Below are 24449 nucleotides of genomic sequence, written 5' to 3' on the forward strand. Positions count from 1 at the left end.
CCCACGACCTGTCCGGCGTCTCACGGGCGGGCCGATCATGGGTTAGAATTCCGTTTTGAATCAAGGATCGGAAGATGCAGAGGCACCCTCGGATCGCCCCGTTGAAGCCGACGCCGCGCGCAGCCAGCCCCGCGGCGGAGCGGCATGCGCGCCGCGCGCGATCGTGCTGATGGCTCCGAGTGCCGCCAGGCCCCGCCGGCCCGGAACGGTGAGTCCAGACCCGCTCCGGCCCCATGCGAGATAGTCGCGCGCCTGGCACCAGAACAGATTTCCCCAAGATTGCGCCTACGCGCTTGCCGACGCCCGTGCACGGTGTATCGGCCCTCCGAGTCGTCCGAACATGAACGCACCACAAGTTTTCGATCCGCATGGCGCGGCCGCCACCGTCGCCGCCGACCCCGCGCCCCGTCTGCGCGAGATCCCCTACAACTACACGTCCTTCTCCGACCGCGAGATCGTGATCCGCCTGCTCGGCGCGGAGGCGTGGTCGGTGCTCGACGAGCTGCGCGCCGAACGGCGCACTGGCCGCTCGGCACGGATGCTGTACGAAGTGCTCGGCGATATCTGGGTCGTGCGCCGCAACCCGTACCTGCAGGACGACCTGCTCGACAACCCGAAGCGCCGCGCGCTGCTGATCGAGGCGCTGAACCACCGCCTGACCGAGATCGGCAAGCGCCGCCGCGCCGACCTGACCGAGCACCGCGACGACGCGGGCCGCGAACGCGCCGGACGCGTCGAGATGCTGGAAGCCGCCGCGCAGCGCGCGGTCGACGAGTTCGCCGACGAATTCGACAAGATGGCCGACCTGCGCCGCCGTGCGACCAAGGCGCTCGGCCGCTGCACGCAGAAGGACAACATCCGCTTCGACGGGCTGTCGCGCGTGTCGCACGTGACCGACGCGACCGACTGGCGCGTCGAATACCCGTTCGTCGTGCTGACTCCCGATACCGAAGCCGAGATCGCGGGCCTGATCAAGGCGTGCTTCGAACTCGGCCTGACCGTGATCCCGCGCGGCGGCGGCACCGGCTACACGGGCGGCGCGGTGCCGCTCACGCCGTTCTCCGCGGTGATCAACACCGAGAAGCTCGAACAGCTCGGCGCGGTCGAGCTCACCGAACTGCCGGGCGTCGCGCACAAGGTGCCGACGATCTTCTCCGGCGCGGGCGTCGTCACGCGCCGCGTGACGGAAGCGGCCGAAGCGGCCGGCTACGTGTTCGCGGTCGATCCGACCTCGCTGGACGCATCGTGCATCGGCGGCAACGTCGCGATGAACGCGGGCGGCAAGAAGGCCGTGCTGTGGGGCACCGCGCTCGACAACCTGGCCTGGTGGCGGATGGTCGACCCGGACGGCAACTGGCTCGAAGTCACGCGCCATGAGCACAACCAGGGCAAGATCCACGACATCGCGGTCGCGCGTTTCGAGCTGAAGTGGTTCGACGGCGCGTACGCGCCGGGCGAGAAGCTGCTGAAGAGCGAGATGCTCGAGATCGAAGGCCGCCGGTTCCGCAAGGAAGGCCTCGGCAAGGACGTCACCGACAAGTTCCTCGCCGGGCTGCCGGGCGTGCAGAAGGAAGGCTGCGACGGGCTGATCACGTCCGCGCGCTGGGTGCTGCACAAGATGCCCGCGCACACGCGCACCGTCTGTCTCGAATTCTTCGGCCAGGCGCGCGAGGCGATCCCGAGCATCGTCGAGATCAAGGATTACCTGTTCGAGACGTCGAAGCAGGGCGGCGCGATTCTCGCGGGCCTCGAGCACCTCGACGAGCGCTACCTGCGCGCGGTCGGCTACGCGACCAAGAGCAAGCGCAACGCATTCCCCAAGATGGTGCTGATCGGCGACATCGTCGGCGACGACGCCGATGCGGTCGCGCAGGCGACGTCCGAAGTGATCCGGATGGCGAACGGCAAGAGCGGCGAAGGCTTCGTCGCGATCAGCGCGGAGGCGCGCAAGCGCTTCTGGCTCGACCGCAGCCGCACGGCCGCGATCGCGAAGCACACCAACGCGTTCAAGATCAACGAGGACGTCGTCATCCCGCTGAACCGGATGGGCGAGTACACCGACGGCATCGAGCGGATCAACATCGAGCTGTCGCTGAAGAACAAGCTGCAGCTGGTCGACGCGCTCGAAGCGTTCTTCCGCGCCGGCAACCTGCCGCTCGGCAAGACCGACGACGCGAACGAAATCCCGAGCGCCGAACTGCTCGAGGATCGCGTGCAGCAGGCGCTGGAGCTGCTCAAGCGCGTGCGTGCGCGCTGGGAGTTCGTGCGCGACCGGCTCGACCAGCCGCTGCGCGAGGCACAGCACTACCTCGTGCAGCTCGGCTACGAGGCGCTTGCCGAGAAGTTCGCCGATCGCGCGGACGATCAGCCGGGCGCGACCGTGTTCCACGTCACGCAGGACCGCACCGTCCGCATCTCGTGGAAGCAGGAGATCCGCGCGGAGCTGCGCGCGATCTTCAACGGCGGCGCGTTCAAGCAGATCCTCGACGAGGCGCAGGCGATCCACAAGCAGGTGCTGCGCGGCCGCGTATTCGTCGCGCTGCACATGCACGCGGGCGACGGCAACGTCCACACCAACATCCCGGTCAACTCCGACAATTACGAGATGCTGCAGGATGCGCACGCGGCGGTCGCGCGCATCATGACGCTCGCACGCTCGCTCGACGGCGTGATTTCCGGAGAACACGGAATCGGCATCACGAAGCTCGAGTTCCTGACCGACGACGAGATCGCCGAATTCCGCGCGTACAAGCAACGCGTCGATCCGAACGGCCGCTTCAACAAGGGCAAGCTGCTCGACGGCGCCGACCTGCGCAACGCATACACGCCGAGCTTCGGGCTGATGGGCTACGAGTCGCTGATCATGCAGCAGTCCGACATCGGCGCGATCGCCGATTCGGTGAAGGACTGCCTGCGCTGCGGCAAGTGCAAGCCGGTGTGCGCGACGCACGTGCCGCGCGCGAACCTCCTGTACAGCCCGCGCAACAAGATTCTCGCGACCTCGCTGCTGGTCGAGGCATTCCTGTACGAGGAACAGACGCGCCGCGGCGTGTCGATCAAGCACTGGGACGAGTTCAACGACGTGGCCGACCACTGCACGGTGTGCCACAAGTGCGCGACGCCGTGCCCGGTGAAGATCGACTTCGGCGACGTCACGATGAACATGCGCAACCTGTTGCGCAAGATGGGCAAGAAGAAATTCAACGCCGGCAATGCGGCCGGCATGTTCTTCCTGAACGCGACCAATCCGCAGACGATCAACGCCGCGCGCAGCGTGATGATGGGCGTCGGCTACAAGGTGCAGCGCTTCGCGAACGACATGCTGAAGAAGGTCGTGACGAAGCAGACCCAGCATCCGCCGGCGACGGTCGGCAAGCCGCCCGTGGTCGAGCAGGTGATCCACTTCGTCAACAAGAAGATGCCGGGCAACCTGCCGAAGAAGACGGCGCGCGCGCTGCTCGACATCGAGGACAACAAGATCGTGCCGATCATCCGCAACCCGAAGTCGACGACCGTCGATTCGGAAGCGGTGTTCTACTTCCCGGGCTGCGGCTCCGAGCGCCTGTTCTCGCAGGTCGGCCTCGCGACGCAGGCGATGCTGTGGGAGGCGGGCGTGCAGACCGTGCTGCCGCCGGGCTACCTGTGCTGCGGCTATCCGCAGCGCGGCTCGGGACAGTACGACAAGGCCGAGAAGATCGTCACCGACAACCGCGTGCTGTTTCACCGGGTCGCGAACACGCTGAACTACCTCGACATCAAGACGGTGGTCGTGTCGTGCGGCACCTGCTACGACCAGCTCGCGGGCTACGAATTCGACAAGATCTTCCCGGGCTGCCGGATCATCGACATCCACGAGTTCCTGCTCGAGAAGGGGATGAAGCTCGACGGCGTGACGGGCACCCGCTACATGTATCACGACCCGTGCCATACGCCGATCAAGACGATGGACCCGGTGAAGCTCGTCAACGAGCTGATGGGCACGGAGAAGGACGGCTACAAGATCGAGAAGAACGAGCGCTGCTGCGGCGAATCGGGCACGCTCGCGGTCACGCGTCCGGACGTGTCCACGCAGGTCCGCTTCCGCAAGGAAGAGGAAATCCGCAAGGGGGCCGCGAAGCTGCGCAGCATCCCGGTCGTGGCCGGCGACACGCCGGCGCCCGCCGCGAACGGCCCGGACGTGAAGATCCTGACGAGCTGCCCGTCGTGCTTGCAGGGCCTGTCGCGCTACAACGAGGACGCGAACCTCGAGGCCGACTACATCGTGGTCGAGATCGCGCGCCAGGTGCTCGGCGAGAACTGGATGGCCGATTATGTCGCACACGCGAACAATGGCGGGATCGAGCGCGTGCTGGTCTAATGCGGGCATGACGACCGCCCGGCCGGGCGAGGGATGAGAGCGGGCGCCTGCGCTGAAGCGCCGGCGCCCGTCCACATGGGAGCGACGATGGAATGCGTGTTTTGCCGTGAAGACGGCGGCGAGGTGCTCTGGCAGGACGATGCGCTGCGCGTCGTGCTTGCGACGGGCGAGCACGACTACCCGGGCTTCTGCCGGGTAATCTGGGGCACGCACGTGGCCGAGTTTTCCGATCTCGGCGAGCCCGAGCGGGCACATCTGATGCGCGTGGTCTACGCGGTGGAGCGGGCAGTGCGCCGCGTGATGCAGCCGAACAAGGTGAATCTCGCGAGCCTCGGCAACATGGTGCCGCACGTGCACTGGCACGTGATCCCGCGCTTCTCCAACGACGCCCATTTCCCGCAGCCCGTCTGGGCGCCGCGCCAGCGCAGCGTGTCCGAGGCACTGCTGCGCACGCGCGCGGCGCAGGCCTCGCTGCTGCACAATGCGGTGCGCGAGGAAATTCAACGCATGACCGATTCGAGGCAGCCATGAGCGGTTTGACTTCCACGACGCCTATTCCGTCCGGCGTCGTCGTGCACGCGGTGTCGCGCGTGCTCGAATTGCAGTACCCGAACGGCGAGAGCTACCGGATTCCGTTCGAGCTGATGCGCGTCTATTCGCCGTCGGCGGAGGTGCGCGGCCACGGGCCCGGCCAGGAGACGCTGCAGACCGGCAAGCGCGAGGTGACGATCACCGCGCTCGAGGGCGTGGGCAACTACGCGCTGCAGCCGACGTTCTCGGACGGCCATTCGACCGGCATCTACTCGTGGGATCTGCTGTACGAACTGGCGACGCAGCAGGACGCGCTGTGGCGCGACTATTTCGACAAACTGAAGGCGGCGGGCGTCGAGCGCGACGCGCCGATGCAGGCGGCTCCCGCGCCGCACGGCCACTGCCACTGAAATCGACGGCGCCCGCTCGGCGCCGTCTTGCCATTTACTGAGGATCAACGCGATGAGCAAAACCCACTTCGGCTTCGAAAGCGTCGAGGAAACCGAAAAAGCGAAGAAAGTGGCGGGCGTGTTCCATTCGGTCGCGAGCAACTACGATCTGATGAACGACCTGATGTCGGCCGGCATGCACCGCGCGTGGAAGGCGTTCACGATCGCGCAGGCGAACGTGCGCCCCGGCTTCAAGGTGCTCGACATCGCGGCCGGCACGGGCGACCTGACCAAGGCGTTCGCGAAGGCGGCGGGCCCGACGGGCGAGGTCTGGCACACCGACATCAACGAATCGATGCTGCGCGTCGGCCGCGACCGATTGCTCGACAAGGGCATCGTGACGCCGTCGCTGTTGTGCGACGCCGAGAAAATTCCCTTTCCCGACAACTACTTCGATGTCGTCACGGTCGCATTCGGGCTGCGCAACATGACGCACAAGGACGCCGCGCTCGCCGAGATGCGCCGCGTGGCGAAGCCCGGCGGCCGCGTGATGGTGCTGGAATTCTCGAAAGTCTGGGATCCGCTGAAAAAAGCGTACGATCTGTATTCTTTCAAAGTATTACCGTGGCTTGGCGACAAGTTCGCGAAAGATGCTGAAAGTTACAAGTATCTTGCTGAATCTATCCGGATGCACCCCGATCAGGACACGCTGAAGACGATGATGGAACAAGCGGGCCTCGATGCCGTCAAATATTACAATTTGTCAGGTGGCGTGGTAGCGTTACACCTAGGAACCAAGTACTAAGGGGTTCTTTCCATACATTCGCCTTACATCTGGAGAAGCTGATGTCCGAATCGCGTTCGTTGTTCAACCGTAGCAAGCCGTCGAAGCCGTGGGCTCGACGGGTCGGCACGCTGCTGATGGTCGGCCTGCTCACGGCCGGCACGTTCGCATCGCTCGACGCTGAAGCCAAGCGCATGGGCGGCGGGCGCAGCATCGGCCGTCAAAGCTCCACCGTCACGCAGCGCCAGGCCACGCCGCCCGCGCAGCAGCCGATGCAGCAGGCCGCGCCGGCGCAGGCGCAGCGCGCGAACCCGGCCGCACCGGCTCCGGCCGCGCAGCCGAACCGCTCGCGCTGGCTCGGGCCGATCGCCGGTCTCGCGGCCGGCCTCGGCATCGCGGCGTTGCTGTCGCACTTCGGCCTGGGCGGCGCGTTCGCGAGCATGATGGCGAACGTCATCGTGATCGCCCTGCTCGCGATGGTCGGCATCTGGCTGGTTCGCAAGTTCATGAACCGTCGCCGTTCGCACGAACCGGCGTACTCGGTGGGAGGTTCGGCATCGTCGTCGGGCGGCTACTCGCAGAGCCCGTCGTTCCAGCAAGGCAGCACCGGCAACAACTATGCCGGCAGCGGCAGCAGCTATGCGAACGAAGCGCAAGGCGTGTTCGGCGGCGGCGCAGCCGCCGCGGGCGCGGCGGGCGCGATGGCGGCCGCGCCGCTGCAGGTGCCGGCCGGCTTCGACACCGAAGCGTTCCTGCGCAGCGCGAAGGTCTACTTCGTGCGCCTGCAGGCAGCCTGGGACCAGGGCAACCTGGCAGACATTCGCGAGTTCACGACGCCGGAAATGTTCGCCGAGATCAAGATCGACCTCGACTCGCGCGGCAACGAGGCGAACCAGACCGATGTCGTGCAGCTCGACGCGGAACTGGTCGCGATCGAGGATCGCGGCATCGAGCAGTCGGCGAGCGTGCGCTTCCACGGGCTGATCCGGGAATCGGCGAATGCGTCGGCGGCGCCGTTCGACGAGGTGTGGAACCTGTCGAAGTCGGGCAGTCAGGGCTGGCTGCTCGCGGGTATCCAGCAGCTCAACACGCACTGAGCATGACCGGTGGCCGGCTTGCCGGCTGCCCGGGCGACGGCCGCCGCACTGCGACCGCTTGCCGCCCGGGTGTGCGGTTGGCCGCGGTCTGCCGACGATCCGACGTTACAATAGAAACCCGCGTGGGCGCCCGGCCCGCGCGGGTTTTTTCTTTCCCAGCCCGATGACCTTTGCCGCCAAGCCTTTTGCTGCTGCTGTCAATCACCTGCTCGCGCGCGAATCGTGGGCGCGCGACCGCCTGATCCCCTACGCGGGCAAGACCGCCCGGCTCGACGTGCCGCCCGTCACGCTCACGCTGCTCGTGCAGCCCGACGGCTATCTGTCCGCCGTGGAAGCGCACGATGCGCAACACGTCGATGTGTCGATCGCGCTCGCGGGCGACACCGTCGCCGCATTCCTGCAGGGCGGCCAGGCGGCCGTGATGAAGCACGTGAAGATCGAGGGCGACGCGGAGTTCGCGACGCAGATCGCGAAGCTGGCCGAGCACCTGCGCTGGGAACCTGAGGAAGATCTCGCGAAGCTGATCGGCGACGCGGCGGCGCACAGGATCGCGACGGTCGTGCGCGACGCCGGCGCGCGCGCGCGCCGCACCGGCCGCAACGTGCTCGATTCCGTCGCCGAATACTGGCTCGACGAAAACCCGCAAGTCGTCCGGCGCACGGTGCTCGGCGGCTTCGACGCCGAACTGGCGCGTGCGCGCGATGCGCTCGCGCGGGTCGAGAAACGGGTCGAGCGACTCGAACAAAAAATCGGCGCGCGCACGGGCTCCGGCCCGCGCGGCGCGCACTGAGGGCCGCAGGGCATGCGCATTTTCCGTTTCATCAAGATTGTCTACACCGTCATCCGCTTTGGCCTCGACGAAGTGATGCTGTCCCGGATCGACGACCGGCGCGTGAAACTGCTGTTGCGGATCACGACGATCGGCCGCCGCTATTCCGATCCGCCCGCCGTGCGGCTGCGTCACGCGCTCGAAAGCCTCGGCCCGATCTTCGTGAAGTTCGGCCAGGTGCTGTCGACCCGCCGCGACCTGCTGTCGGTCGATTTCGCGAACGAACTCGCGAAGCTGCAGGACCAGGTGCCGCCGTTCGATTCGGCGGTCGCGATCGCGATCATCGAGAAGTCGCTCGGCGCGCCGGTCGACGAGCTGTTCGACGAATTCGAGCGCGAGCCGATCGCGAGCGCGTCGATCGCGCAGGTGCATTTCGCGAAGCTGAAGCAGGGCCCGCACGCGGGCAAGGCCGTCGCGGTCAAGGTGCTGCGCCCGAACATGCTGCCGGTGATCGATTCGGACCTCGCGCTGATGCGCGACATCGCGACGTGGACGGAGCGCATGTGGGCGGACGGCCGGCGCCTGAAGCCGCGGGAAGTCGTCGCCGAATTCGACAAGTACCTGCACGACGAGCTGGACCTGATGCGCGAGGCCGCGAACGGCAGCCAGCTGCGCCGCAACTTCGCGGGCCTCGATCTGCTGCTCGTGCCCGAGATGTTCTGGGATTTCTCGACGTCGCAGGTGCTCGTGATGGAGCGCATGACCGGCGTGCCGATCAGCCAGGTCGAGACGCTGCGCTCGGCCGGCGTCGACATCAAGAAGCTCGCGCGCGAAGGCGTCGAGATCTTCTTCACGCAGGTGTTCCGCGACGGTTTCTTTCACGCGGACATGCACCCGGGCAACATCCAGGTGAGCCTCGATCCGAACACGTTCGGCCGCTATATCGCGCTCGATTTCGGGATCGTCGGCGCGTTGTCGGATTTCGACAAGAACTACCTCGCGCAGAACTTCCTCGCGTTCTTCAAGCGCGATTACCACCGCGTCGCGACGCTGCACCTCGAGTCGGGCTGGGTGCCGCCCGAGACGCGTGTCGAGGAGCTGGAAAGCGCGATTCGCGCGGTGTGCGAGCCGTATTTCGACCGCGCGCTGAAGGACATCTCGCTTGGCCAGGTGCTGATGCGCCTGTTCTCGACGTCGCGCCGCTTCAACGTCGAGATCCAGCCGCAGCTCGTGCTGCTGCAGAAGACGATGCTGAACGTCGAGGGGCTCGGCCGTTCGCTCGATCCTGAACTCGACCTGTGGAAGACGGCGAAGCCGTATCTCGAACGCTGGATGACCGAGCAGATCGGCCTGCGCGGTTGGTACGAGCGCTTCAAGGTCGAGGCGCCGCAGTGGAGCAAGACGCTGCCGCAACTGCCGCGCCTGATCCACCATGCGATGGCGGCGCGCCACGACGCACCGCGCGCGGCGAGCGAGGACCTGATGCGTCAGATCCTCGTCGAGCAGAAACGCACCAACCGGCTGCTGCAGGCATTGCTGATCTTCGGGCTTGCCGTCGGCGTCGGGGCGCTCGTCGCGCGCGTGCTGCTCGCGCTCGCGTACGGTGCATGAACGAAGGGAGCCGCGCGATGCCTGAACCGACACGACCGTCCGCACCGAGCGCCGCCGATTTCGCGACGCGCGACCCCGGCAACGCCGCGTTCTGGGACGAGCGTTTCGCGCGCGGCGTGACGCCGTGGGAATTCGGCGGCGTGCCCGACGGGTTTCGCGCGTTTGCGCAGCGCCTCGAGCCGTGTGCGGTGCTGATTCCCGGCTGCGGCAGCGCGCAGGAGGCCGGCTGGCTCGCGCAGGCCGGCTGGCCCGTGCGCGCGATCGATTTCTCGGCGCAGGCGGTGGCGACCGCGAAGGCGCAGCTCGGCGCGCATGCGGACGTCGTCGAGCAGGCCGATTTCTTCGCGTACCGACCGCCGTTCGACGTGCAGTGGGTGTACGAGCGTGCGTTCCTGTGCGCGCTGCCGCCGAGCCTGCGCGCCGGCTATGCGGCGCGGATGGCCGAATTGTTGCCGGCCGGAGCGTTGCTGGCCGGCTATTTCTTCGTGACGACGAAACCGAAGGGGCCGCCGTTCGGCATCGAACGCGCCGAACTCGATGCGCTGCTCGCGCCGCACTTCGAACTGATCGAGGATCTGCCGGTGACCGATTCGCTGGCCGTGTTCGAAGGGCACGAGCGCTGGCTCACGTGGCGCCGTCGCTGAAGCCGGGGCGTCGCGGCCGTTGCCGGAGCGCGCCGGGGTTTCGGCTATAATTCAAGGTTTTGCAAGCCGTTTCCAGTTTCTGCGGGAAAAATATCATGCCGATCTACGCCTATCGATGCGAAGCGTGCGGTTTCGCGAAGGACGTGCTCCAGAAGATGAGCGACGCGCCGTTGTCGCAGTGCCCCGAATGCGGGAAGGATGCTTTTCGCAAGCAGGTCACCGCCGCCGGCTTCCAGCTGAAGGGCTCCGGCTGGTATGTCACCGATTTCCGCGGTGGCTCGGGCGGCACCAGCGCGCCGGCGACGGCGTCCGGCGACACGGCGGCAGCACCGGCCGCAGCGCCGGCGGCAGCCGCGCCCGCTGCCGCGAGCTCCGAAAGTACGACGACGAGCGCCGCGCCGGCCCCGGCTGCGGCGCCCGCCGCCGGCAGTTGACCGTCGCGGCCCGGCCGGGCCGCGACCAACCCGCGCTTCCGGCGCGGTTCATTGACGGCAGATGATGAAAAAGACGACCCTGAAAACGGTGTTCCTGACCGGCCTGCTGGTTCTCGTCCCGCTCGCGATCACGCTGTGGGTGCTCGGCCTCATCATCGGCACGATGGACCAGACGCTGCTGCTGCTGCCCGAATCGTGGCAGCCGGAGCGGATGCTCGGCTTCCACCTGCCGGGGATCGGCGCGGTGCTGACGCTCGCGTTCATCTTCGTCGTCGGGCTGGCCACGCAGAACTTCATCGGCCAGAAGCTCGTCACGTGGTGGAACGCGGTCGTGCGTCACATCCCGGTCGTCGGGCCGATCTACACGAGCGTCAAGCAGGTGTCGGACACGCTGCTGTCGAGCAGCGGCAACGCGTTCCGCAAGGCGCTGCTGATCGAATACCCGCGGCGCGGCTCGTATACGATCGCGTTTCTGACGGGCACGCCCGGCGGCGACGTGGTCAACCATCTGACGGAAGAGTACGTGAGCGTGTACGTGCCCACGACGCCGAACCCGACGTCGGGCTTCTTCCTGATGCTGCCGAAGAGCGAAGTCATCGAACTCGACATGTCGGTCGATGCCGCGCTCAAGTACATCGTCTCGATGGGCGTCGTGGCGCCTTCGGCGCCGGCTCCGGCGCCCGCCCGCCGTCCCGTCGAGCCGCCGCTGTAAGTAAAGAATCATCGCCCGGGCCGCGCGTTGCGGCACCCGTTGATCAAACCGAACGAAAGCAAACATCATGTCGATGCGTACTGAATACTGCGGTCTCGTGACCGAACACCTGCTGGGCCAAACCGTGTCGCTGTGCGGCTGGGTGCAGCGCCGCCGCGATCACGGCGGTGTGATCTTCATCGACCTGCGCGATCGTGAAGGCCTCGTGCAGGTGGTGTGCGACCCGGATCGCGCGGAAATGTTCGCGACCGCCGAAGGCGTGCGCAACGAGTTCTGCGTGCAGATCAAGGGTCTCGTGCGCAACCGTCCGGAAGGCACGGTCAACGCCGGCCTGAAGAGCGGCAAGATCGAAGTGCTGTGCCATGAGCTGATCGTGCTGAACGCGTCGATCACGCCGCCGTTCCAGCTCGACGACGACAACCTGTCGGAAACGACGCGCCTCACGCATCGCGTGCTCGACCTGCGCCGTCCGCAGATGCAGCACAACCTGCGCCTGCGCTACCGCGTCGCGATCGAAGCACGCAAGTACCTCGACGAGCAGGGCTTCATCGACATCGAAACGCCGATGCTGACGAAGAGCACGCCGGAAGGCGCCCGCGATTACCTCGTGCCGTCGCGCGTGAACGCGGGCCAGTTCTTCGCGCTGCCGCAGTCGCCGCAGTTGTTCAAGCAGCTGCTGATGGTCGCGAACTTCGACCGTTACTACCAGATCACCAAGTGCTTCCGCGACGAGGACCTCCGTGCCGATCGTCAGCCGGAATTCACGCAGATCGACTGCGAGACGTCGTTCCTCGGCGAGCAGGAAATTCGCGACCTGTTCGAAGACATGATCCGTCACATCTTCAAGACGACGATCGACGTCGAACTCGACGCGAAATTCCCGGTGATGCCGTACTCGGAAGCGATGGCGCGTTTCGGTTCGGACAAGCCGGACCTGCGCGTGCAGCTCGAATTCACCGAGCTGACCGACGCGATGAAGGACGTCGACTTCAAGGTGTTCAGCACGCCGGCCAACGCGAAGGACGGCCGTGTCGCGGCGCTGCGCGTGCCGAAGGGCGGCGAGCTGTCGCGCGGCGACATCGACGGTTACACGGAATTCGTGCGCATCTACGGCGCGAAGGGCCTCGCATGGATCAAGGTCAACGAGAAGGCGAAGGGCCGCGACGGCCTGCAAAGCCCGATCGTCAAGAACCTGCACGACGCGTCGATCGCGGCGATCCTCGAGCGCACCGGCGCTGAAGACGGCGACATCATCTTCTTCGCGGCCGACCGCGCGAAGGTCGTCAACGACAGCCTCGGCGCACTGCGCCTGAAGATCGGCCATTCGGAATTCGGCAAGGCGAACGGCCTCGTCCAGGCCGGCTGGAAGCCGCTGTGGGTCGTCGACTTCCCGATGTTCGAATACGACGACGAAGACGCGCGCTACGTCGCCGCGCACCATCCGTTCACCAGCCCGAAGGACGAGCACCTCGAGTACCTCGAGACCGATCCGGGCCGTTGCCTCGCGAAGGCGTACGACATGGTGCTGAACGGCTGGGAAATCGGCGGCGGCTCGGTGCGTATCCACCGTGAGGAAGTGCAGAGCAAGGTGTTCCGCGCGCTGAAGATCGGCGCGGAAGAAGCGCAACTGAAGTTCGGCTTCCTGCTGGACGCGCTGCAGTATGGCGCGCCGCCGCACGGCGGTATCGCATTTGGCCTCGACCGCATCGTCACGATGATGGCCGGCGCCGACTCGATCCGCGACGTGATCGCGTTCCCGAAGACGCAGCGTGCGCAGGATCTGCTCACGCAGGCGCCGAGCCCGGTCGACGAGCGTCAGCTGCGCGAGCTGCACATCCGTCTGCGTCAGCCGGAACAGCCGAAGGCGTAACGCGTGCCACAGGTCGTGTGCGCGGCGACGCGTGCACGACATCCAGCGAAAAAGGCGCCGTGGTGCGCCTTTTTCGTTTTTTGCGGTACAGTCGCAGCACTTGCCGCACGTTCCGGCACAGGCCCGGCGCCCGGCCCTGTGCCGCATGAAACAAAGATGACGAAGCCGCCGAAAATCCCCGAATCCGTTCTCGTCGTGATCTATACGCCCGAACTCGACGTGCTGGTGATCAAGCGTGCCGACCAGCCCGATTTCTGGCAATCGGTGACCGGATCGAAGGACGCGCTCGACGAGCCGCTCGCGCTCACGGCCGCGCGCGAAGTCGCTGAAGAAACCGGCATCTCGGTCGGGTCGCACGACGTGCCGGCCACCGCGCTGATCGACTGGCACCACCGGATCGAATACAGCATCTATCCGCAATACCTGCATCGCTATGCGCCGGGCGTCACGCGCAACGTCGAGCACTGGTTCGGCCTGTGCGTGCCGCGCCGCGTCGACGTGACGTTGTCGCCGCGCGAGCACGTCGACCACGCGTGGCTGCCGTACCGTGAAGCGGCCGCGCGCTGCTTCTCGCCGTCGAACGCCGAGGCGATCCTGCAATTGCCCGTGCGCGTGTCGCTCGCGCGGGCGCCGCACGGCTCGTCCGCATGAATGCGGAAACCCGCAAGCGCTTCGCGCAATTGCGGCAGATGTTCCTGCAGGAGCGCGGCTCCGCGTCGCGGCTCGCGTTCACGGCCGGCAACACGGTGCGGCTCTGCGAGACCGGCAGCGAATTTTTCCACGCGCTGATCGAACGGATCGATGCGGCGCGCGAGCAGGTGATGCTCGAAACCTACATCTTCTGCGACGACGCGGCTGGCCGCCCGGTGTCGGATGCGCTGATTCGCGCGGCGCAGCGCGGCGTGCGCGTACGCGTGATCACCGACGGCGTCGGCACCGCGCGCCTGCCGCTGTTCGATACGTGGGCCGGGGCCGGTGTCGAGCACTGCATCTACAACCGCTACCTGTTCGGCCGCTTCGGCTTCTCGCGCACGCACCGCAAGCTTGCGGTGATCGATCATGCGGTCGCGTTCTGCGGCGGCATCAACATCGTCGACGACTACGCGCAGGGCAGCGCGACGCTGCCGTTCCCGCGCTGGGATTTCGCGGTCGAGATGGCCGGGCCGGCGGTGTCGGACGTGCGCGCCGCGTTCGAGCTGCAGTGGCACCGCATCCAGTTCGGCCACAAGCCGTACGCGCAGTACGCGGCCGGGCTGCACGGCGGCGAGGCGTTCCCGGACATGTTCCGGCGCTGGATGCGCAGCCACCGGTGGATCAAGGCCGGTGCGCTGCGGGTCGTGACGGAGCCGAGCGTCGCGTTCGTCGCGCGCGACAACGTCGTGAACCGCCGCGCGATCGAGAAGGCGTATCTCGCCGCGATCGGCCAGGCGCGCCAGCGGATCCTGCTCGCGAATCCGTATTTCATGCCGGGCCGCAAGCTGCGCCGCGCGCTGACGGGCGCCGCGCGCCGCGGCGTCGACGTGCGGATCCTGATCGGCCGCAACGAGTTCACGGCGCTCGATACGGCCGTGCCGTTCCTGTATCACGCGCTGCTGCGCGCGGGCGTGCGCGTGGCGGAATACGACAAGACGATCCTGCACGGCAAGGTCGCGGTGATCGACGACAACTGGGCGACCGTCGGCTCGTCGAACCTCGACGCGCTGAGCCTGATGCTGAACAATGAGGCGAATGTCGTGCTGGTGCGCTACGATGCGGTCACCAACGAACTGCGCGACGCAATCGCGGCCGCCTTCACCGAAGGCCGCGAAATCGACGCCGCCCGGTATGCCGCGCGGCCCCGCATCGAGCGCATGCTGAACTGGCTCGCGTACAACACGTACCGCATCGTGATGAAGGCGCTGACGGTCGGTGGTTACGACTGACACGGACTAAGCATCCGCTTCAAAAATCTGTCCGCACGTTCGTGCGGAAAAGCCGCTCCGGTCCCGCCGGAATCGCGCAAAATAGCGGCTCGGTTAGACACCGGTTTCTAATAATTTCCTTGTTTCGCGAGCGGCCGCACTCAATAATAGTACGGCCGTTCGATTTTATTCGAACCCCCGAACGGTTACAGAAATAGCTATGCGAAAAGGCGAACAGACGCGTGCCGCGATACTCGAAGCTGCTTTGGACCTCGCCAGCCGTGACGGGCTGGAGGGGCTGACGATCGGCCTGCTGGCCGAGCGCATGCAGATGAGCAAGAGTGGTGTGTTCGCGCACTTCGGATCGCGCGAAGACCTGCAGGTCGAGGTCGTCCGCGAGTATCACCATCGTTTCGAAAACGAGGTGTTCTTTCCGAGCCTGCGCGAGCCGCGAGGCTTGCCGCGCCTTCGGGCGATGCTGGCCCGCTGGACGGAGAAGCGCATCCAGGAGGTGACGACCGGATGCATCTACATCAGCGGCGCCGTCGAGTACGACGACCGGCCGGACAGCCCCGTGCGCGAGCAGTTGATCGCGAGCGTGACGGCCTGGCGTGCCGCGATGCTGCGTGCCATTTCGCAGGCGAAGGAAGAAGGTCATCTGCGTGCGGATACCGATCCGGACCTGATGCTCTTCGAGTTGTACAGCTTCACGCTCGGCCTGCATCACGACGCACGATTCCTGCATTCGCCGGATGCCGTGCGCCTCACGTGGGCCGCGCTGGAAAAGACGATCGTTTCGTATCAGAGCGAGAGCCGTTAGCGGCGCGTGATCCGCCCGCCAGGAGCTCGAGCCGTTTTGCCCACCTTTGGAGAGAGTCATGGGACAGTACGCCGCGCCGCTGCGCGACATGCAATTCGTGTTGCACGAGCTTCTGAACGTCGAAGCCGAGGTCAAGCAAATGCCGCGGCACGCGGACCTCGACGCCGACACGATCAACCAGGTCCTCGAGGAGGCGGGCAAGTTCTGCTCCGAGGTACTGTTCCCGCTGAACCAGGTCGGCGACCGTGAAGGCTGCACGTACGAAGGCGACGGCGTCGTGAAGACCCCGACCGGCTTCAAGGAAGCGTATCGGCAGTACGTCGAGGCAGGCTGGCCGGCGCTCGGCTGCGATCCGGACTACGGCGGCCAGGGCCTGCCCGCGTTCGTGAACAACGCGCTCTATGAAATGCTGAACTCCGCGAACCAGGCATGGACGATGTATCCGGGCCTGTCGCACGGCGCCTACGAATGCCTGCACGCGCACGGCGCGCCGGAACTCCAGAAGCAGTATCTGCCGAAGCTCGTGTCGGGCGAATGGACGGGCACGATGTGCCTGACCGAGCCGCACTGCGGCACCGACCTCGGCATCCTGCGCACCAAGGCCGAACCGAACGGCGACGGCTCGTACTCGATCAGCGGCACGAAGATCTTCATCTCGAGCGGCGAGCACGACATGTCGAAGAACATCGTCCACCTCGTGCTCGCGCGCCTGCCGGACGCGCCGCAAGGCACGAAGGGGATCTCGCTGTTCATCGTGCCGAAGTTCGTTCCGGACGCCGCGGGCGAGCCGGGCGAGCGCAACGGCATCAAGTGCGGCTCGATCGAACACAAGATGGGCATCCACGGCAACTCGACGTGCGTGATGAACCTCGACAACGCGAAGGGCTGGATGGTCGGCGAGCCGAACAAGGGCCTCAACGCGATGTTCGTGATGATGAACGCCGCGCGCCTGGGCGTCGGCATGCAGGGCCTGGGCCTCACGGAAGTCGCGTACCAGAACTCGCTGACGTACGCGAAGGAGCGCCTGCAGATGCGCTCGCTGACGGGCCCGAAGGCACCGGACAAGCCGGCCGACCCGATCATCGTGCACCCGGACGTGCGCCGCATGCTGCTCACGCAGAAGGCCTACGCGGAAGGCGCGCGCGCATTCACGTACTGGTCCGCGCTGCAGATCGACAAGGAGCTGTCGCACGGTGACGAAGCGGTGCGCAAGGAAGCGGCCGACCTCGTCGCGCTGCTCACGCCGATCATCAAGGCGTTCCTGACCGACAACGCGTTCGAGTCGACCAACCACGCAATGCAGATCTACGGCGGCCACGGCTTCATCTCCGAGTGGGGCATGGAGCAGTACGTGCGCGACGCGCGGATCAACATGATCTACGAAGGCACGAACTCGATCCAGTCGCTCGACCTGCTGGGCCGCAAGGTGCTCGGCGACATGGGCGCGAAGCTGAAGAAGTTCGGCAAGCTCGTCACCGAATTCGCGGAAGCCGAAGGCGTGAAGCCGGAGATGGCCGAGTTCATCAACCCGCTCGCCGACATCGGCGACAAGGTGCAGAAGCTGACGATGGAAATCGGCATGAAGGCGATGCAGAATCCGGACGAAGTCGGCGCCGCCGCCGTGCCGTACCTGCGCACCGTCGGCCACCTGGTGTTCTCGTACTTCTGGGCGCGCATGGCGCGTCTCGCCCTCGACAAGGAAGCGTCGGGCGACCCGTTCTACAAGTCGAAGCTCGCGACCGCACGCTTCTATTTCGCGCGCCTGCTGCCCGAGACCGCGGCGACGATCCGCGCCGCGCGCGCCGGCTCGAAGACGCTGATGGAAGTCGACGAATCGCTGTTCTGACGCGAGTCCGGGCGGTGCGCGCCGCGCGCCGCCCGAACGCAACGGTTCCTGGTACTCACTTCGTCGTGCAGCCCTCACAACCCGCGCTGCACGACATTATCCGGAGACATCCCGTGAGCAATTTCCTGATTCGCAAGGTCGCCGTGCTGGGCGCCGGCGTGATGGGCGCGCAGATCGCCGCGCACCTCGTCAACGCGCGCGTGCCGGTGCTGCTGTTCGACCTGCCGGCCAAGGAAGGCCCGAAAAACGCGATCGCGCTGAAGGCGATCGAGAACCTGAAGAAGCTGTCGCCCGCGCCGTTCGGCGTGAAGGACGACGCGAAATACCTCGAAGCCGCGAACTACGAAGACGACATCGCGAAGCTCGCCGAGTGCGACGTCGTGATCGAGGCGATCGCCGAGCGGATGGACTGGAAGCACGACCTGTACAAGAAGGTCGCGCCGCACATCGCACCGAACGCGATCTTCGCGACCAACACGTCGGGCCTGTCGATCACGAAGCTGTCCGAAGGCTTCTCGGACGAGCTGAAGTCGCGCTTCTGCGGCGTGCACTTCTTCAACCCGCCGCGCTACATGCACCTCGTCGAGCTGATCCCGACCGCGCACACGCGTCCGGAGATCCTCGACCAGCTCGAGACCTTCCTGACGAGCATCGTCGGCAAGGGCGTCGTGCGCGCGAAGGACACGCCGAACTTCATCGCGAACCGCGTCGGCATCTTCTCGATCCTCGCGGTGATCACCGAGGCCGCGAAGTTCGGCCTGCGCTTCGACGAAGTCGACGACCTGACGGGCAGCCGCCTCGGCCGCGCGAAGTCGGCGACGTTCCGCACCGCGGACGTGGTCGGCCTCGACACGATGGCGCACGTGATCAAGACGATGCAGGACAACCTCGCCGACGATCCGTTCTTCCCGGTCTATCAGACGCCTGCCGTGCTCGCCGAACTGGTGAAGCAGGGCGCGCTCGGCCAGAAGACGGGCGGCGGCTTCTACAAGAAGGAAGGCAAGGCGATCAAGGTGCTCGACGCGAAGACGGGCACTTACGTCGATTCGGGCGCGAAGGCGGATGAAACCGTCGGCCGCATCCTGAAGCGCCCGCCGGCGGAACGCCTGAAGCTGCTGCGCGAGACGGACCATCCGCACGCGCAGTTCCTGTGGTCGATCTTCCGTGACGTGTTCCACTACATCGGCGTGCATCTCGAGTCGATCGCCGACAACGCGCGTGACGTCGACCTCGCGATCCGCTGGGGCTTCGGCTGGAACGAAGGCCCGTTCGAAGGCTGGCAGGCTGCCGGCTGGAAGCAGGTCGCCGAGTGGGTGCAGGAAGACATCGCGGCCGGCAAGGCGCTCGCGAACGTGCCGCTGCCGTCGTGGGTGCTCGAAGGCGCGGTTGCGGAGAAGGGCGGCGTGCACACGGCCGAAGGCTCGTGGGCGCCGGCGTCGAAGCGCTTCGTGCCGCGCTCCGACCTGGCCGTCTACGGCAAGCAGGTGTTCCGCGCGCCGCTCGTCGGCGAAGCCGGCGCCGACCCGAAGACGTACGGCAAGACGCTGTTCGAAACCGACGCCGTGCGTGCATGGGTCGACGATCGCGCAGGCGAGGACGACGTCGTGATCGTGTCGTTCAAGTCGAAGATGAACACGATCGGACCGAGCGTGATCGACGGCCTCGTGCAGGCAATCGAACTCGCGGAGAAGGACTACAAGGGCGTGGTGATCTGGCAGCCGACGTCGCTGAAGCTCGGCACGCCGGGCGGCCCGTTCTCGGCCGGTGCGAACCTCGAAGAGGCGATGCCCGCGTTCATGATGGGCGGCGCGAAGGGCATCGAGCCGTTCGTGAAGAAATTCCAGGAAGGCATGCTGCGCGTGAAGTACGCGAACGTGCCGGTCGTCGCGGCCGTATCGGGCATCGCGCTCGGCGGCGGGTGCGAGCTGATGCTGCACAGCGCGAAGCGCGTCGTGCACGTCGAGAGCTACATCGGTCTCGTCGAAGTCGGCGTCGGCCTCGTGCCGGCGGGCGGCGGCCTGAAGGAGGCGGCGCTGCGCGCGGCGGATGCGGCAACGGCCGCGAACGCGACCACCGACATCCTGAAGTTCGTCACGAAGTCGTTCGAGAACGCGGCGATGGCGAAGGTGTCGTCGTCGGCGCACGATGCACGCGCGATGGGCTACCTGAAGCCGTCCGACACGATCATCTTCAACGTGTTCGAGCTGCTCGACACCGCGAAGAAGGAAGCACGCGCGCTGGCGGCCGTCGGCTACCGTGCGCCGCTGCGCGCGAAGGACGTGCCGGTCGCGGGCCGCTCGGCGATCGCGACGATCAAGGCGTCGCTCGTCAACATGCGTGACGGCCGCTTCATCAGCGAGCACGACTACCTGATCGCGAGCCGCATCGCCGAAGCCGTGTGCGGCGGCGACGTCGAAGCCGGCAGCCTCGTCGACGAGCAGTGGCTGCTCGCGCTCGAGCGCCGCGCGTTCGTCGAGCTGCTCGGCACGCAGAAGACGCAGGAACGGATCATGGGCATGTTGCAGACCGGCAAGCCGGTGCGTAACTGAGCGAGCGGATAAGGAGCTTCAAATGAGCAAACAACTGCAAGACGCATACATCGTCGCCGCCAGCCGCACCCCGATCGGCAAGGCCCCGCGCGGTGTCTTCAAGAACACGCGCCCCGACGAGCTGCTGGTTCACGCGATCAAGTCGGCGGTCGCGCAGGTGCCCGGCCTCGACACGAAGGTGATCGAGGACGCGATCATCGGCTGCGCGATTCCGGAAGCCGAGCAGGGCCTGAACGTCGCCCGCATGGGCGCGCTGCTCGCGGGCCTGCCGCAGACGGTCGGCGGCGTGACGGTCAACCGCTTCTGCGCGTCGGGCATCACGGCGCTGGCGATGGCGGCGGACCGCATCCGCGTCGGCGAATCGGACGCGCTGCTCGCGGGCGGCTGCGAATCGATGAGCATGGTGCCGATGATGGGCAACAAGCCGTCGATGTCGCCGCACATCTTCGATCGCAGCGAGGATTTCGGCATTGCATACGGGATGGGCTTGACGGCCGAGCGCGTCGCCGAGCAGTGGAAGGTGAGCCGCGAAGACCAGGACGCGTTCTCGGTCGAGTCGCATCGCAAGGCGCTCGCCGCGCAGCAGGCCGGCGAGTTCGGCGACGAAATTGCCGCGTACACGATCACCGAGCGTTTCCCGAACCTCGCGACGGGCGAAGTCGACGTGAAGACGCGCGAAATCGCGCTCGACGAAGGTCCGCGCGCGGACACGTCGCTCGAAGGCCTCGCGAAGTTGCGCACGGTGTTCGCGAACAAGGGCTCGGTCACGGCCGGCAACAGCTCGCAGACGTCGGACGGCGCGGGCGCGCTGCTGGTCGTGTCGGAGAAGGTGCTCAAGGAATTCAACCTGACGCCGCTCGCGCGCTTCGTGAGCTTCGCGGTGCGCGGCGTGCCGCCGGAAATCATGGGCATCGGCCCGAAGGAAGCGATCCCGGCCGCGCTGAAGGCCGCGGGCCTGAAGCAGGACGATCTCGACTGGATCGAGCTGAACGAGGCATTCGCCGCGCAGTCGCTGGCGGTGATCCGCGATCTCGGCCTCGACCCGTCGAAGGTCAACCCGGTCGGCGGCGCGATCGCGCTCGGCCACCCGCTCGGCGCGACCGGCGCGATCCGCGCGGCGACCGTCGTGCACGGCCTGCGCCGCCGCAACCTGAAGTACGGGATGGTCACGATGTGCGTCGGCACCGGCATGGGTGCGGCGGGCATCATCGAACGCCTGTAAGCGGAGCGGGACAGTAGCGATCACGGTGCGCGAGCCACGAGCTTGCGCACCGTTTTTCATTCCGGAAGAGGAAAGTCAAAGGAGACGGTTGTGGCCGAAATTCAAGTGGAACGCGCCGACGGCGTGATGACGATCACGATCGCGCGCCCGGCGAAGAAGAACGCGCTGACGGCGGCGATGTACCAGACGATGGCCGATGCGCTCGCCGACGCGCAGGAAGACAAGGCGATCCGCGTGATCCTGCTGCGCGGCAGCGACGGCAACTTCAGCGCGGGGAACGATCTCGAGGATTTCCTGAAGGCGCCGCCGAAGGACGAGAACGCGTCGGTATTCCAGTTTCTCGCGCGGATCAGCGGCGCGACCAAGCCGATCGTCGCCGCGGTGCCGGGCATCGCGGTCGGTGTCGGCGTGACGATGCTGCTGCACTGCGATCTCGTCTACGCGGCCGACACCGCGGCATTCTCGCTGCCGTTCGCGCAGCTCGGGCTGTGCCCGGAAGCCGCATCGAGCGTGCTGCTGCCGCGCCTGGCCGGCCATCAGGTCGCCGCTGAAAAGCTGCTGCTCGGCGAAGCGTTCGACGCGCTGGAAGCGCACCGCATCGGCATCGTCAACCGCGTGCTGCCGGCCGCCGAGCTCGACGCATTCGCGGCGAAGCAGGCCGCGAAGCTCGCGGCGCTGCCGGCGTCGTCGCTGCGCGTGACGAAGGCGTTGCTGAAGGAGACGGGCGGGGTGTCCGTTGCCGCGCGGATGAACGAGGAAGCCGGCCACTTCTCCGCGATGCTGCGCGCGCCGGAAGCCCGCGAGGCGATGACCGCGTTCTTCGAGAAGCGCAAGCCGGATTTCCGTCAGTTCGATTGACGCAGCGGCCGGGCGGCCGGCATCAGGCCGTGCCGTAATCGACGTGGCCGGTTTCGCGGCAGAAGCAGACCAGCCGCAGGCCGGCCGCCTTCGCGATCTCGATCGCGAGCGACGACGGCGCGGAGATCGTCGCGACCATCGGGATTCCGACCCGCGCCGACTTGCGCACGAGCTCGTAGCTCGCGCGGCTCGACAGGAACACGAAGCCGTCGGTCGCGTCGGCGCGCGACAGCACGAGCGAGCCGATCAGCTTGTCGAGCGCGTTGTGGCGGCCGACATCCTCGAACGCCATCCGGATCGCGCCTGTTGCGTCGCACCACGCGGCCGCGTGCAGGCCGCCAGTGAGCTGCGTGAGCGCCTGGTGCACCGGCAGCGCGTGGGCCGCGCGCGCGAGCGCGTCGGGCGCGAGGCGCGCGAGAAAGCCGGTGTCGGGCACCCGCTCGGGCGCGAGGTCGAGCAGGTCGATGCTCTCGATCCCGCACACGCCGCAGCCGGTACGCCCCGCGAGCGCGCGGCGACGGTCCTTCAGCGCGGCGAAAGCCTGCTGGACGACCTCCAGATGCACCTCCGCGTGCGGCAGCGATGCATCGGCGTGGAGGATCACCTCGATGTCCTTGATGTCGCTGCCGCGTTCGACGATCCCTTCCGAGATCGCGAAGCCGACCGCGAACGCCTCGAGGTCGCGCGGCGTGCACATCATCACCGCGTGCGAGATGCCGTTGAAGACCAGCGCGACCGGCCATTCCTGGCCGACGTAATCGTGTGCGGTTTCGACGGCGCCGCCGCGCGTGCGGCGCACGGACAGCTCGATCGCGCCGCGCGGTTCTTCTGTTTCAGTCGGATTCACGAGCACTCCCGTTGATTCGTGGCGGGGCGGCGACGATCGTATCCGCCGCTCGCGCGCAGAGGTTCTAAAATACCTCAGACAGGCCGGCCGCGCCGGCATCCGCCACTCAGGTAACGACCATGGGACTCAGCGACGCTCCGCTGCTATTCAATTTCGAACACGATTCGTCGGAAAACCTGACGTACATCCCGATGATCGTGCGTTTCAATCTCGACCGTTTCGGTCTGCGGATTTCACTGGAGCAGTGGCAGCTGCTGCCGCTCGAGGACCGCAAGCTGCTCGCACGCTTCCCGGCCGACGACGACACCGCGATCGAGCCCAATTTCGATCACGCGCTGTTCGAAATGCTGCGCACGCACGCCGACCTCGAACCGTCGTGGTTCCAGCCCGACGAGCAGCCGAGCTGGCGAGCGACCGATTCGGTGCCGGACGCGCTCGTGCAGCAGAGCGCGCTGGCCGGGCTGCCGGCGCCCGCGCTCGCGCAGTGGCAGCGGCTCGCGCCGTTCCAGCGCTACGTGCTGATGAAGCTGTCGCGCAAGCCGAAGCTCAATCACGACTTCCTGCCCGCGATGCGGGAGTTCGGGCTGACGGCCACGCACTGACGGGCCGCGTGCGGCGCCGCAGCGCGGCGCGCGCCGATCAGAGCGGCGGCAGTGGCCGCGGCTTGCGGTCGGGGCCGGTCGCGACGTAGGTGAGCGTTGCTTCGGTGACCTTCACGATTTCGCCCATCAGGCGCATGCGCTGCGCGTACACCTCGACGTCGACCGTCACCGACGTGTTGCCGGTGCGCATGATGGTGGCGTAGAAGCTCAGCAAATCGCCGACGAACACCGGCTGCTTGAACACGAACGAATTGACCGCGACCGTCGCGACGCGGCCATTCGCGCGCTGGCTCGCGGGGATCGAGCCGGCGATGTCGACCTGCGACATGATCCAGCCGCCGAACACGTCGCCGTGGACGTTCGCGTCGTGCGGTTGCGGGACGACGCGCAGCGCGGGCTGCTTTTGCGGAAGTTCGAGGGTCGAATCGGTCATGGCGGGGCTTTCATCCTGTAATAAATGCGCCGCCGCGCGCAGGCCAGCCAGCGAGGCCGCCGGCAGCGGCGCGTAGCGGCTTCTGCGACAATACAACGTTCGCAAATTGTACGAGAAAGCGGACGAGCCGGCCGCCACCGCAACGCGTGCCGCACCGCCGCCGATCCTTCCCC

Annotated in this window: 21 protein-coding genes; 19 read left to right on the top strand and 2 right to left on the bottom strand. The window is 66.7% G+C overall.

The window, feature by feature from the left end:
* Window positions 1–340 precede the first annotated feature (340 nt).
* The 18 genes from WS45_RS22100 to WS45_RS22185 all read left to right on the top strand — a co-directional run bounded on the left by WS45_RS22100 (window position 341) and on the right by WS45_RS22185 (window position 22394).
* Window positions 341–4357 (top strand): DUF3683 domain-containing protein, encoded by a 4017-nt coding sequence (locus WS45_RS22100; protein ID WP_059528212.1) that lies wholly within the window; start codon window positions 341–343, stop codon window positions 4355–4357.
* A gap of 87 nt (window positions 4358–4444) precedes the next feature.
* Window positions 4445–4888, top strand: a complete 444-nt coding sequence (locus tag WS45_RS22105) for an HIT family protein (protein WP_044846840.1) — start codon at window positions 4445–4447, stop codon at window positions 4886–4888.
* A complete protein-coding gene (locus WS45_RS22110; RefSeq protein ID WP_011886002.1) occupies window positions 4885–5298 on the top strand; it encodes a gamma-butyrobetaine hydroxylase-like domain-containing protein in 414 nt (137 codons plus the stop codon). The genes WS45_RS22105 and WS45_RS22110 overlap by 4 nt, the downstream gene beginning before the upstream one ends.
* 52 nt (window positions 5299–5350) lie before the next feature.
* On the top strand, window positions 5351–6082 hold the full coding sequence (gene ubiE / locus WS45_RS22115) for a bifunctional demethylmenaquinone methyltransferase/2-methoxy-6-polyprenyl-1,4-benzoquinol methylase UbiE (RefSeq protein ID WP_059528209.1): 732 nt from the start codon (window positions 5351–5353) through the stop codon (window positions 6080–6082).
* Window positions 6083–6123: 41 nt separating this feature from the next.
* Window positions 6124–7158, top strand: coding sequence for a Tim44 domain-containing protein (locus WS45_RS22120; RefSeq protein WP_059528206.1), 1035 nt, complete (start codon window positions 6124–6126; stop codon window positions 7156–7158).
* Window positions 7159–7321: 163 nt separating this feature from the next.
* Window positions 7322–7948: a ubiquinone biosynthesis accessory factor UbiJ gene (locus WS45_RS22125; protein WP_059701709.1), complete on the top strand. Its 627-nt coding sequence runs from the start codon at window positions 7322–7324 to the stop codon at window positions 7946–7948.
* Window positions 7949–7960: 12 nt separating this feature from the next.
* Complete coding sequence (ubiB, locus tag WS45_RS22130) at window positions 7961–9538, top strand: ubiquinone biosynthesis regulatory protein kinase UbiB (protein ID WP_059528200.1); 1578 nt, start codon at window positions 7961–7963, stop codon at window positions 9536–9538.
* A 17-nt stretch (window positions 9539–9555) separates the two neighbouring features.
* On the top strand, window positions 9556–10182 hold the full coding sequence (locus tag WS45_RS22135; protein ID WP_059528340.1) for an SAM-dependent methyltransferase: 627 nt from the start codon (window positions 9556–9558) through the stop codon (window positions 10180–10182).
* Window positions 10183–10277: 95 nt separating this feature from the next.
* Entirely contained in the window at window positions 10278–10616 is a 339-nt protein-coding gene (locus tag WS45_RS22140) for an FmdB family zinc ribbon protein (RefSeq protein ID WP_059690654.1), read from the top strand.
* A gap of 61 nt (window positions 10617–10677) precedes the next feature.
* Entirely contained in the window at window positions 10678–11328 is a 651-nt protein-coding gene (locus WS45_RS22145) for a DUF502 domain-containing protein (protein ID WP_006477842.1), read from the top strand.
* Between the two features lie 67 nt (window positions 11329–11395).
* Complete coding sequence (gene aspS, locus WS45_RS22150) at window positions 11396–13198, top strand: aspartate--tRNA ligase (RefSeq protein ID WP_059528194.1); 1803 nt, start codon at window positions 11396–11398, stop codon at window positions 13196–13198.
* A gap of 156 nt (window positions 13199–13354) precedes the next feature.
* The gene (gene nudB, locus WS45_RS22155) at window positions 13355–13849 is read left to right on the top strand and encodes a dihydroneopterin triphosphate diphosphatase (RefSeq protein WP_059528191.1); all 495 of its coding nucleotides are present in this window, start codon (window positions 13355–13357) and stop codon (window positions 13847–13849) included.
* Window positions 13846–15120 carry a cardiolipin synthase ClsB gene (gene clsB, locus WS45_RS22160; protein WP_059528188.1) on the top strand — a complete coding sequence of 425 codons (1275 nt, stop codon included), beginning with the start codon at window positions 13846–13848 and terminating at the stop codon, window positions 15118–15120. Before nudB ends, clsB begins: the two co-directional genes overlap by 4 nt.
* A 199-nt stretch (window positions 15121–15319) precedes the next feature.
* Window positions 15320–15919 carry a TetR/AcrR family transcriptional regulator gene (locus tag WS45_RS22165; protein ID WP_006751498.1) on the top strand — a complete coding sequence of 200 codons (600 nt, stop codon included), beginning with the start codon at window positions 15320–15322 and terminating at the stop codon, window positions 15917–15919.
* Window positions 15920–15977: 58 nt separating this feature from the next.
* The gene (locus tag WS45_RS22170; protein WP_059690653.1) at window positions 15978–17765 is read left to right on the top strand and encodes an acyl-CoA dehydrogenase C-terminal domain-containing protein; all 1788 of its coding nucleotides are present in this window, start codon (window positions 15978–15980) and stop codon (window positions 17763–17765) included.
* Between the two features lie 113 nt (window positions 17766–17878).
* Entirely contained in the window at window positions 17879–20314 is a 2436-nt protein-coding gene (locus WS45_RS22175) for a 3-hydroxyacyl-CoA dehydrogenase/enoyl-CoA hydratase family protein (RefSeq protein ID WP_059701710.1), read from the top strand.
* 22 nt (window positions 20315–20336) lie between these two features.
* Complete coding sequence (locus WS45_RS22180; RefSeq protein WP_059690651.1) at window positions 20337–21536, top strand: acetyl-CoA C-acyltransferase; 1200 nt, start codon at window positions 20337–20339, stop codon at window positions 21534–21536.
* A gap of 90 nt (window positions 21537–21626) precedes the next feature.
* On the top strand, window positions 21627–22394 hold the full coding sequence (locus WS45_RS22185; RefSeq protein WP_059690650.1) for an enoyl-CoA hydratase: 768 nt from the start codon (window positions 21627–21629) through the stop codon (window positions 22392–22394).
* 22 nt (window positions 22395–22416) lie between these two features.
* Here WS45_RS22185 and fdhD read toward each other — a convergent pair whose 3' ends face one another.
* Complete coding sequence (gene fdhD / locus WS45_RS22190) at window positions 22417–23247, bottom strand: formate dehydrogenase accessory sulfurtransferase FdhD (protein ID WP_156437250.1); 831 nt, start codon at window positions 23245–23247, stop codon at window positions 22417–22419.
* A 113-nt stretch (window positions 23248–23360) separates the two neighbouring features.
* On the opposite strand from fdhD, the gene WS45_RS22195 reads away from it, so the two are divergent.
* On the top strand, window positions 23361–23843 hold the full coding sequence (locus WS45_RS22195) for a nitrate reductase associated protein (protein ID WP_059528173.1): 483 nt from the start codon (window positions 23361–23363) through the stop codon (window positions 23841–23843).
* Window positions 23844–23880: 37 nt separating this feature from the next.
* On the opposite strand, the gene WS45_RS22200 is transcribed toward WS45_RS22195, so the two are convergent.
* Complete coding sequence (locus tag WS45_RS22200) at window positions 23881–24276, bottom strand: acyl-CoA thioesterase (protein ID WP_059528170.1); 396 nt, start codon at window positions 24274–24276, stop codon at window positions 23881–23883.
* Window positions 24277–24449 lie beyond the last annotated feature (173 nt).

This window comes from Burkholderia sp. RF2-non_BP3 (genome assembly GCF_001522185.1).
GTDB lineage: Bacteria > Pseudomonadota > Gammaproteobacteria > Burkholderiales > Burkholderiaceae > Burkholderia > Burkholderia diffusa.